The sequence below is a fragment of the Paraglaciecola mesophila KMM 241 genome, assembly GCF_000315015.1.
Taxonomy (GTDB): domain Bacteria; phylum Pseudomonadota; class Gammaproteobacteria; order Enterobacterales; family Alteromonadaceae; genus Paraglaciecola; species Paraglaciecola mesophila.
Genome location: NZ_BAEP01000040.1, coordinates 31,412 through 42,616, shown reverse-complemented (window position 1 = coordinate 42,616; position 11,205 = coordinate 31,412). Strand labels below are relative to the sequence as shown.

Annotated in this window: 10 protein-coding genes; 5 read left to right on the top strand and 5 right to left on the bottom strand. The window is 44.6% G+C overall.

Annotated features, from left to right (window positions below; genetic code table 11):
• Positions 1 to 58: 58 nt before the first annotated feature.
• Positions 59 to 1,336 (top strand): MFS transporter, encoded by a 1,278-nt coding sequence (locus GMES_RS08975; protein WP_006992332.1) that lies wholly within the window; start codon positions 59 to 61, stop codon positions 1,334 to 1,336.
• Positions 1,337 to 1,410: 74 nt separating this feature from the next.
• Entirely contained in the window at positions 1,411 to 1,908 is a 498-nt protein-coding gene (locus tag GMES_RS08970) for a hypothetical protein (RefSeq protein ID WP_039987019.1), read from the top strand.
• A gap of 67 nt (positions 1,909 to 1,975) precedes the next feature.
• Here the strand turns inward: GMES_RS08970 and GMES_RS08965 are convergent, their stop codons facing one another.
• The 3 genes from GMES_RS08965 to GMES_RS08955 form a co-directional block, all read right to left on the bottom strand.
• Positions 1,976 to 3,712, bottom strand: coding sequence for an FAD/NAD(P)-binding protein (locus GMES_RS08965; RefSeq protein WP_006992330.1), 1,737 nt, complete (start codon positions 3,710 to 3,712; stop codon positions 1,976 to 1,978).
• A 291-nt stretch (positions 3,713 to 4,003) separates the two neighbouring features.
• A complete protein-coding gene (locus tag GMES_RS08960; RefSeq protein WP_006992329.1) occupies positions 4,004 to 4,894 on the bottom strand; it encodes a dienelactone hydrolase family protein in 891 nt (296 codons plus the stop codon).
• A 354-nt stretch (positions 4,895 to 5,248) separates the two neighbouring features.
• A complete protein-coding gene (locus GMES_RS08955; protein ID WP_006992328.1) occupies positions 5,249 to 5,845 on the bottom strand; it encodes a TetR/AcrR family transcriptional regulator in 597 nt (198 codons plus the stop codon).
• A 121-nt stretch (positions 5,846 to 5,966) separates the two neighbouring features.
• Between GMES_RS08955 and GMES_RS08950 the strand changes: the two genes are divergently transcribed.
• The 3 genes from GMES_RS08950 to GMES_RS08940 all read left to right on the top strand — a co-directional run bounded on the left by GMES_RS08950 (position 5,967) and on the right by GMES_RS08940 (position 8,715).
• Positions 5,967 to 6,701 (top strand): SDR family oxidoreductase, encoded by a 735-nt coding sequence (locus tag GMES_RS08950; protein ID WP_006992327.1) that lies wholly within the window; start codon positions 5,967 to 5,969, stop codon positions 6,699 to 6,701.
• A gap of 198 nt (positions 6,702 to 6,899) precedes the next feature.
• Entirely contained in the window at positions 6,900 to 7,697 is a 798-nt protein-coding gene (locus tag GMES_RS08945) for a formyl transferase (RefSeq protein WP_006992326.1), read from the top strand.
• A 139-nt stretch (positions 7,698 to 7,836) separates the two neighbouring features.
• Positions 7,837 to 8,715 carry an ADP-polyphosphate phosphotransferase gene (locus GMES_RS08940; protein WP_006992325.1) on the top strand — a complete coding sequence of 293 codons (879 nt, stop codon included), beginning with the start codon at positions 7,837 to 7,839 and terminating at the stop codon, positions 8,713 to 8,715.
• 3 nt (positions 8,716 to 8,718) lie between these two features.
• Here the strand turns inward: GMES_RS08940 and GMES_RS08935 are convergent, their stop codons facing one another.
• Both GMES_RS08935 and GMES_RS08930 read right to left on the bottom strand, forming a co-directional pair.
• The gene (locus tag GMES_RS08935; protein ID WP_006992324.1) at positions 8,719 to 9,741 is read right to left on the bottom strand and encodes a patatin-like phospholipase family protein; all 1,023 of its coding nucleotides are present in this window, start codon (positions 9,739 to 9,741) and stop codon (positions 8,719 to 8,721) included.
• Between the two features lie 205 nt (positions 9,742 to 9,946).
• Positions 9,947 to 11,143, bottom strand: a complete 1,197-nt coding sequence (locus GMES_RS08930; RefSeq protein WP_039987036.1) for a pyridoxal-phosphate-dependent aminotransferase family protein — start codon at positions 11,141 to 11,143, stop codon at positions 9,947 to 9,949.
• Positions 11,144 to 11,205: the final 62 nt, after the last annotated feature.

Here is an 11,205-nt window from a genome sequence, read left to right as displayed (position 1 = left end):
AGTGTTTGTACCTGTCACTGTCGGTGGCTTAAGATAAATTTTCAAATTGGACCGTGCTATGCCGACCTTATTAAAGTCCATGTTTTCTTTGTTGTTTTCGGCCGCCATCTTGCTCGTGGGCCATGGTTTACAACTGACTATTGTGCCGCTTTACGCTATTAGCTTAGGGTGGGAGGCTGATTTAATAGGCTATATCGGCTCGAGCTATTTCCTTGGTTTTGTTTTGGGTTGCTTGACGGTTCCGCGCCTTGTGGCAAGGGTTGGTCACATTAGGGTGTTTACGGTACTCATTGCGCTGTTTACCTCATCCTTGTTATTTATCGGCTTGGTGGATAATTTCGTGCTTTGGTTGGTGGCTCGCTGTCTAATTGGCTGGGGCATTGCGGGCATTTATATGGTGATCGAAAGTTGGCTTAACGATAAAACATCCGTTGAATACAGAGGCAGTGTGCTTTCTGTGTATACCGTGATCTCGCTTTCAGCTATCTGCGTGGGGCAGTTATTGGTTGGCTTTGATCTTGGTTACGCCGGTTTATTTATGTTGGCGGCTGCTTTACTGGTATTGGGTATTGTACCTGTTGGCCTAACTAGGCGAGCTGCTCCGCAGCCTATACCGGCTGTTAGCTTCAGCTTTAGGCGCTTATTTGCTGTATCGCAAGTGGCCATGGTGGGAGCGTTTTTTGGTGGGTTAGTAACCGGTGGCTTTTGGGCGTTAGGGCCAGTGATAGCCGATGCCAATCAGTTGAGTGCAGGGCAAGTGGGTGTGTTTATGGCGGTGACTATATTAGGTGGTACAGCATTGCAATTGCCCGTTGGGCGTTTGTCTGATCGAATCGATAGGCGTTATGTAATCACTGGTCTAGCCGTTGTTGCTGTGCTCACCAGTATTACCGCGATTACGCTTGATAGCCGCACGCCTGAAGTTATCTATGTGACTATGTTTTTACTCGGTGGTTTGAGCTTTCCCCTTTACTCTCTTTGCTTAGCTCATGCGAATGACAACACTGACCTATCGATTATGGAAGTAGGCAGTGGAGTACTTATGATGAATAGCGTCGGCAGTATTCTTGGGCCACTTATTGTTTCGTTTTTATTGGGGTATACCCATATGGCGTTATTTGTTGTCTCAGGTGTAGCATTGTCAATTTTAGCCTGCTGGACCTTATATCGTATTCGCTTCCACGATGTGGCGCGAGAGCACTACGAGCCCTTTGTGAGTATGCGCAGCACCACGCAAGAAGTCGTCGAGATGGGTCTTGAAAGTGAGGAGTCTGAAGAGCCATCGGATATGAAAGTTCAGACGATAAATACAGACGAGTCGCTCAATAAGTCATGATGGTGGAGGTCACCTCCACGTTTCGATTTAGTTAGACGGGTATTTTTTGTACATCAATGATTAGAGATGAAGATATGAGATTATGGACAGCATTGTTAATATTATTGCTCGCGGGCTGCAGCAGCACTTCTCAAAATAGTGGCAGTTCTCTACCTCAAACTGCGAAAATTGACGACAAGAGCGTAACCACAGATACCATGGCGTATCGCAACTTAGCGGCTGTTATTTACCCAAGATCTTTTGAGACTGGGGGTGTATTCAGAGTGAAAGCAACAGGCAGTCTTGAGGGACGGGTGTTTCTAAATACCGAATACGATTACCGCGACCCAAGAAATATATCGATAGTACTCTCACCTGAAATCGCTACCGAGTTTGAGAAAAAGTATGAAATGTCGCCTGAAGCTTACTTCTTAAAAAAGCGCGTTCTAGTAAAAGGGCAACTCGTTCAAGTGAAGATTTGGTTTAGTTCAAATGGCAAGCGCAGCAACAAATATTACTACCAAACCCACATGCGCGTTTCATCGTTGGACGACATCAGCCTTATGAATGCCACAGTATCGAATGTCGGCTAGTACTTTCCTAGCCCGAGGTACTTATATGCTCTTTGATTTTATTATCTAAGATCAGTGGATTACAGCGTTAACTCCCAGGGCGTAAAGGCACGTCAGCGCAGAGTTTATCCACTATGATAGTGGATACCTGCTCGCAAAAATCGAAACCCGAATAGTCTGGGTTGAAGCCACTAATAAAAGGCACTGCCATCATGAAATAGCGCTCGCTCGGTTGTCCAGTGACTAAAATGGGCTGGTATTCATCATTTATGGCGAACCCATGAAGCGTTAAATAGTATTCACCGTCGGCACCTACTTTCACCTTTTCAGGATCTGTAGTTTGGTGTTTCTCTCCCTGAGCTTTATCTTTAAAGCGTACGCAAGCAGGCAAGACTTTTTCAGTATCGTCAATACCAAACATTGATTTAAACAGAAACGCTTTCATGGGTAGGTGCTTCTGCCCAGTGCAATCAATGAAGGTCTGATATTGGGTCGCGATGGATTTTTTTGCAATATTTTCATAGTGATACACAAAACAATGGTCGCCTTTTATTTGCAGGCTGCTGTTTTCATCAACGGGGATCACATCCAGCACGCCACTTTCGTACAGAGCCAATAGTTGCTCTGCAGAGGGTTGTGGGATGTTGGCTATCATTAAACCAATCAACGGCAGTAATTTTTTGTGTAAGCGCAGCGTATCTTCAGCACAGAGATATTTAGCCGGATGGTTTATGGTGAAACTGAGCAAGGCAAGGACTTCTTTCCATTGCAGGGTTTGCTCATGTTTGATGGATTGTCCAGCCTGAATACATTCAATTTTAAACAAGGTAAAAGGGTCGAACGCCTTTCTCGATTCAAGCATCCAGTCGGTGAATTGCTCCAAGTTTTTATCAGCTATTTTCTGATAAAAAGTGTTGTCCCGCTTTTCGAGCACCTTCTTAAAATTATGCTCGAAGATGAAGTCTAGGCTTAAAAATCCGTCGTTATTGGCCCTATGCTCTGCAATTTGTTGCTCGGTGAGCATACCTTCGTCAGACACTAATGGGTCGTCTAGATGAAAGCGTATGTTCGGTAGTAACCCGTCCAATGAATGCATCTTCATTTTGAAATTCGGTACGTCATCTGCTCGCTTAAATTTCAGCTTTTCATGGTCGTGATAAAAACGTCCATTCGCTTTACTAAGAGTACGAATAGCATCAATTGCAGTCAGAGAACTGCCTTTTAACGCCACCGGATGATTGTATTTATGGTGCAATTTTTGCGGTGGATAAGGAGAGTCAAAATAGCCAGCAACGTTTCCTTCGTTGCTACGCGGCCATGAATGTCCGGTACAAACAATGACTTTATCGAATCCTGTTACCCAACCAGACGCGGTCTGCACATCGCTAGTCTGCTTGTTAGCACTGCGTTTGATGTCTAAAACGTTACTGTTTAGATGCACATTGGTATTCAGGCCTTTGCTCGTAGCCTTGAGTATAAGCACTTCAAACTGGGCGTTTAAATAGTCGCCAAATAGGAGTCTCGGAATAACATGCTTGACGTGTAAACTGCCTTTATCGATGCCATAGCTTGCAAGGTAAGCGTGACTTTGCTTACCTAACCACTGGGCTAACGTCTCATCAAATGGGGCTAATTCGTCTGAGGATATATTAGTAATGTGCTCAGCTGATGCCCCTTCTTCGCTGTAGGGCATTCCTTTACCTAAAGACGTATTACGCTCGAAAATATCGACGCTAAATCGGCTTGGTTCACAGCAAAGTAATTTTTTAACAATAGCTAGAGCACTAGGGCCACCGCCTACTAACGCTATTCGTATTTTATCCATATGCACACCTCTGCAATTAACAACTAAACGTGGTTGTCTATCATCGCTAAAGCATGGGCTGTGCCTATTCGTATTTCTCAACCGGTGAAAATAACGCCCAATAAAAACAAGGTCTTATAACTCGATTTTGAAAGGTGTATCGGTGATATCGAAAAGTAACCTGTTGAAAGTTCTCTCATTTGTTCTTGATGGCAAGTAAAAATTACATTACAAAAAGTGAGTCGCAGACGACCGAGAAACACAGCGCACTTCATGGTGCACTGTCTTGCCACATAATGCAGAGTTTATCGGTTAAATAAGATGTGTATTAAAGAAATCCACGGTACGAGTCCATGCTAACTCCGCTGCCTTTGGGTCATAGCGGCTGGTGGAGTCGTTATGAAAACCATGTTGGGTGTCGGGATAAATATGCGCTTCGTAGTCCACGCCATTGGCTTTTAATGTGCTTTCGTATGCTGGCCAACTTGCATTTACTCGGCTGTCGTTTTCAGCGAAATTAAGCAATATTGGTCCTTTGACCTGACTCACTAAGTTTTCGGCGGCGGGAGTACCATAAAACGGCACCGCTGCATTAATTACGTCGGGTATTTTAGCGGCTAAAAAGTTACTGATGTAACCCCCAAAACAAAAACCGACCACACCTAATTTATCAGTTGTTTTTTCGTGCTGTTTAATAAAATTGGCTGCAGCGATAAAGTCATTTTCTATCTTTTGGCGATCCATACTACGCTGCATTTCTTTGCCTTTCTCATCATTACCAGGATATCCACCAAGGGGAAATAAAGCATCGGGGGCAAAGGCGATAAAACCTTGTTTGGCTAACCTGCGGGCCACGTCCTTTATATAAGGGTTTAAGCCGCGGTTTTCGTGCACCACCAAAACCGCAGGGACGGCTTTTGATATCTTGCTGGGCAAAACTAGGTAACCTTGGCCTTCGCCGTAACCATCCGGCGACGGGAATTTTTGGTAGCTGGCGGTTATGGCTTCATCATTAAAGGACACCTGTTCAGCCAAAGTATAATTAGGCGTCAGTGCGCCGCTTAGGGTGCCAATGCTTAACCCTGCCACCGACAAGGTCGCTAAGCGTGACATAAAGGTGCGCCGGTCCATATCACCATGGGCATATTCGTCATACCAGTCAAAGGCTTGCTGGGGGATTTGCTTGGGGTCAATATGTGACATGGTGTTTCTCCTGATAGTTGATAATGCGCTGCTTTAAAGTGGCAAGATTGAATATTGATCATTTGATTAATATTCAATCAAATCAATTTACTATCTGCTGATATGCTTGAGAATTCAATAGTTATACAACGCTAGCCCTGGGATAACTGTTTTGAAATGTAACAAGTCAGAGTGAGATAAACGATAAGAGTGAAACTAAAAGGCTGGTTTGTCTTTTAACGCAGAAGGTTTATTCAATCGACACCTAATGAGAATCGATTGCTGCGAAAAGACTGAAGAAGTGTTTATTCACGCTTGGTAAAAATGCACGGAAGCGTGCCTATTAAGTCAAAATGACAGCCATTTTGACCGTTACTAAGATAAGCCTATACCACGAAGACTGTGCTCGATGACCGTTTTCAATTCACTTAACGGTACACCTGCTCGAGCCATAGAGGCTGTACCTCTGAGGGTAGTAGCGATACATAATGCGATACTCTCTGCGCGAGTATTTAACCCAAGTTTAATCGCTTGTGGATCATCAGTGAAGATATCAACTAACGCGTCTTGAATTTTTTGACTCGCCTGATTCAGTAAATTGCTCGGCAACTCAGGCATATCGCCACTGGCAATCTCCCCTTGGCATAAAAATATGAAACATCCTTTAGGATCTTCAGCAGTACACTGCTCGCTTACCACTGATGTCATGTAATTTTTAATACGCTGTGCTAACGGAATGCCTTTCCGCTGTAAATGCACAAAATGAGGTTGGGCATTTTTCTCAATATATCTCTGGGTCGCCTTTAGAAACAAGGCTTCTTTATTACCGAACGTGCGATACATACTGGGTTTATTGATCCCCATGCTTTGGGTTAGCTCCGCTAGCGATGCACCCGCGTAGCCCTTTTTCCAGAACACGCCCATAGCTGACTCAAGTGCCTTTTCATCGTCAAAAGTACGTTTACCACTCATTGCTATGAACCTCGCAAAAATGAATCTAGGGATTTATTTGACCTATGTTACCGATCGGTACAACTTTAAATGCTTTCTTATTTACTTTTTTAAATACTCGGCACATCAACAGGAGCAAACAATGACTAATTCAGTTCAAGGCAAAGTAGCACTCGTTACAGGCGCAAATCGCGGTATTGGTAAAGCAATCGTCGATTCACTTATCGAAAATGGCGCGACTAAGGTTTATTTAGCGGTACGCAACCCAGAATCAACCAAAGAAATAGAAACACAATACGGTGATAAAGTTGTCACATTGACTGCCGATGTAGTCGATACAGCGTCAATTCAGCGCTTGGCTACTCAAGCCAGCGACGTGGATATTTTGGTGAATAACGCGGGTATTATGCACGTGACTTCACCTTTAGCTGAAAACGCAGAAGAGTCATTGATGGAGCAAATCAATGTGAACGTGTTTGGTTTGATGCGTGTTGCCAATGCATTCGCTGAAACGCTAGAGCGCAATAAAGGCGTGTTGGTACAGTTGAATTCTATTGCATCGATTAAAGCCTTCGGCGATATTGCTACGTACTGCGCATCCAAAGCGGCAGCGTACTCGATTACTCAAGGCTTAAAAGATAAGTGGGCTGATAAAGGTATTCGTGTATTAAGTGTGCACCCAGGCCCAATTGGCACTGAAATGGGTGATTCAGCAGGTTTTGAAGGTGCACCTGATGCAACTGTGGTAGCAGAAGCGATTGTTACTGCACTCGAAAGCGGTGACTTCCACTCGTTCCCAGATCCTGTGGCGAAGCAGCTTGAAACAGCTTACCAAAGCTACTCAGATGCGATTATCACCAGCGACTTATCTTTGTAAGGTTCAAAGTAAGTTCGCGTTAGTCATCACAGCAGCGCGGTTCTGAGTTTTACGCTCAGCTCCGTGTTGTTGGTAATGTATTCTAGACACCTTCTTTTTGATTTTTATCTCTTTTCATATTTGCTGCTAAAGCCAATTTTCTTTTTATTGAATAAATGGTTTACTCATTGTCATTGCAGTAATAAAGAAGTGAGATGAATGAATATCGTTATCTTAGCCAACTGCGATCTTGCTAGTAACTATGCGCTAAATTTGCTGCTACCTCACTTATCGCAACACCATGTGAGTGTGTTTCTATCTGCCAAGGTAGGCGGTAGTGGCAGTAAACCTGCTGAGCTCAATAGCCTCGCTTTCTTTGAGCAAAAATTGCTTAACCAAATACTATCCCCCTTATTTGAAAAATTACCTAACTATCAAGGTTTTAAAACGTTTTCCCAAATGAGCCGCATTTTGCAGCAACCTGTGACAGAGCTTAACGATATCAACAGTCCACTCAGCTTAGCCAAAATAGCTAAACTAGAACCGGAACTCATTCTGTCTATTCGATATGGCAGTATATTAAAAGAAGATGTACTGGCATTACCGAGCTTTGGCGTATTGAATTTACATTCAGGTTTGTTACCTGATTATCGTGGGGTCATGGCCACGTTTTGGGCGATGTTAAATGGCGAGAAGAAAATCGGCACAACGCTGCATTATATCGATAATGCCAGTATCGATACTGGGCGTATTGCTGGGCATTCTCACCTTGAGGTACAGCCGGAAAAGTCCTACTTGTGGCACGTATTGCAGTTATATCCCAGCGGGGTAAACCTGCTAATTGACGCCGTTGTTACCCTTGATAACGGCGCACAGTTAACAACCACCGAGCAGCAAGGGGGGCAATACTATTCATTTCCTGACACTGAGGCATTAAAACGCTTTACAGATAAGCCGTTGTGCTTGGTCAATGAAGACGAACTGACCGCATTTATGCTTGAGCATTACATACACTAGGTTAAAGCCTCGCCGCGCATTTAATCGTTAGGTGAACGTTACTGAGTTTACTTTCGTCTACCTAATTGACACAGCTCCTTATGAGGCAGAAGGTAAGGGCTACAATGAGGTTGATTAATGCTAATAAATAGGGGCCAAAATGAAAGTTAACCCAGCAGATTTTAAAGCACCACAGGGCGAGTCATGTGATTTGAGCCAGCGTCCCACCGCTGTTGCCCCTTTGTATACGTCAAAAGCGCATTATAAACAGAAGCTCAAAAAACAAATTGGTAAAATGAGTGATTTGCAGCGCATGCTATACGCAGCTAATGAACATTCGGTGTTGATCATTTTTCAGGCCATGGACGCAGCAGGTAAAGACAGCTCAATTCGGCACGTTATGTCGGGAATTAACCCCCAGGGTTGTCAAGTACATAGCTTCAAACACCCTAGTCAAAATGAGCTAGAGCACGATTTTTTGTGGCGTTCGAATCTAGCATTACCGGAGCGGGGACGTATCGGGATTTTTAACCGCTCATACTATGAAGAAGTGCTAATTGCCCGTGTGCATCCCGAAATTTTGCACAGCCAACACATCCCTGATGAAGCAATGCACAAAGAGCACATATGGCGTGAACGTTTCCGCTCGATTAATGATTTAGAGCAACACCTGAATCGCAATGGCACTCGATTGATTAAATTCTTTTTACACTTATCTAAAGAAGAGCAGCGTAAGCGCTTTTTAGCTCGTATTGACAACCCAGATAAGAATTGGAAATTCAGCGATGCCGATATACAAGAGCGGGAGTTTTGGCCGCAGTATATGCACGCCTACGAAGATTGTATTGGCTCTACTACCAGCAATGAAGCCCCTTGGTACGTTATCCCGGCGGATGACAAGCGTAACGCACGCCTGATCATTGCCAAAACCATAGTAGAAACCTTCGAATCACTGGATATGCATTACCCTGAAGTTGATGAGCAGCGCAAACAAGAATTGCAACGTATGCGCGGGTTGTTAGCGGCGCAAGCCAAATAATCGTTACCCTGGCTTGTATTGAATGGGCTGACCTGTAGTTGCATCAATCCTGTCAAGGGAGGGCCCGTTGTAACTATCGTTAAGCAGTTCGACCACGGCGTCACCATACTGGCTATACCAAAAATCCCCCATGCCTTTTAAGCGCTTAATATTGGTTTGGCTAATGTCATCCATGGCATCATCGGGGGCTTTGTCTAAGCCTGGTTGAGTGCGCATTTCAGCGTTAACGCGGATATAATTTCCAGGTGGTGTAATGGTTATTGCCTGATAAGCAACGACTTTTTCATCCGATAACACGTCAATAATACAGCCTTTTAGCATCCATTGTAGTGCTCCCCAACTACGTGAATCAGGTCCATTTATTTTTCGTGTTTGGGTACCCGTGCCAATCGATAACACGCGTCTATTGGCATCTGGCCATAATCGGCAGGCTTCGGCGATAGCACACATGGTTGGGTTGTTCGCTACTACGCCACCATCAATTAACCATGTTTGTTCGTTATCTGGAGGGAGGTTCATGACTTGGGTGGGAAAGTAGGTTGGCCCTGCGCTTGAGGCGTCAGCTACTTGATACGAAAGTAAGTTTTGAAATTCGCTACGGGTTGACTTAATCACGTGAGGGCGATGTTTCTCGACACCATAGGTTATAGCAAGTATATGCTTCCCTTCGGGCACATCTTTTATTTTCGCCTGACCGAGGGACTTTTTAAGAATGTCAGTTTTACCCTTGGCTTCATATTTAGGCGCGTTGATACCGTCTAGTTCAAATGCACCGCGGTTTTCGATAAAGATTTTTTTCGCATTCGCGTAGCTATACAGCTTATTAATATCTTGTATGCCCATGTCGGTGGTGGCAAGTGCTAAAGCAATAAGGCTGCCCGTGCTGGTACCCGCATAAAAATCCACGCAATCTCGTAAGGATTTTTGATGTTTTACTTGAAGGGCTTTCTCGACATGGGTTAAAAATTGCGTTGTGGCTGCGCCGCGAATACCGCCGCCATCCAGTGAAAGTATCAGCTTAGACATGCTCTTCTCCTTTATTTTCGCCTAATAGCGTTGTTAATAAGTCCGTTTTAACACAAGGGAAATACAGCAAAATGACAGTGAGAATTGACTATCCCTATTGGTATTTAAGCATAGATTAGAGCGCATAACATGGACAACAAAACTTACATGAAATAACACATGTGCAAAGCGATATTGCATCGCCATGCACGGTGATTAAGGGTGGTTAGCGCATATCGTCTAAAGTGCTTTCAAGAGCAGCCATACCGGTGGGTAAATCTAACTTGTGACCTAAATCGATAAAGGCAGAGCCTAGTGCATGAATGGTGCGAAACAAGTTATGAGTGCGGCACTGTTCACCCATTTGACCTATGCGCACAATATTCGGTCCAAATGAGCCGGATATTTCAACTCGATAACGGTTTGACATGGTACTCAGAACGTCTTTGCCGATAATATTTTGAGGTAGGCTAATGCCTACCACCGACGCAAGACGCGCATGTGGCTCCACATACAATTCTAGCCCCATGCCTTCGATTGCAGCTTGCAGCGCTTTTGAGCATCGTTCATGGCGGTCAAATCGCACCGGTAACGTTTCTGTACACACCAACCGCAGAGCTTCATGAATAGCTAAAATACCAGACACGGGCGCGGTGTAGTGATAAGACTTTTTGTACCAAAATTGATGGCCTAATTTAGCATCGAGGCACCAATGACGAAGTTGATCGGTGCGAGATTCAATAAAGGCCCAGGCTTGTTCTGAAAAACCCACTAAGGATATGCCAGGGATACACGACAAGCCTTTTTGGCCGCCAGTGATCACAGCATCAATACCCCAATCGTCCATGTCTAATGCCATGGTACTTAACGTACAAACTGCATCGACAATGACCATGCAGTTATGCTTTTTGGCCACGCGGCAAATCTGCTCTAGCTCGGCGTTATGCACGGTATTTGAGGTTTCGCCTTGCACTATGGTCAATACGTTGGGTTGACTACGAATGATATGCTGTTCGATGGCTTCGGCGCTTGCCGCCTGCCGCTCATCGATCACAACCTTGGTCACATCAGCTTGTAAACGCCCAGCCATTTCAGCCAAGCGACTACTAAAGAACCCATTACAGATGCTCAGCACCTTATCGCCAGGGCGAACTAAATTAGCAACTGCCATTTCCATAGCGGCTGAACCTGGGCCGGCGACGCCTAAAATCAAGCCGTTTTCAGTTTGAAAAACATAGCGCGACATGACTTTAACTTGTTCGATAATTTGCGCCATGGTGTCGCCGAGATGGTTGATCACTATGCCATTCGCCGCTGCTACTTTGGCCGGAATAGGTACCGGTCCTGCCCCCATCATCAGTAAGGGTTCATCGGGCAAAATGTTATCTAGCGAAATAATTCCTTGTGGCACACAAATCGACACTGGGTCTCCTGAGTCATTAGACAGCTTAAAAAAGTGGGTCACTAGCATATCGCCAAGCAGCA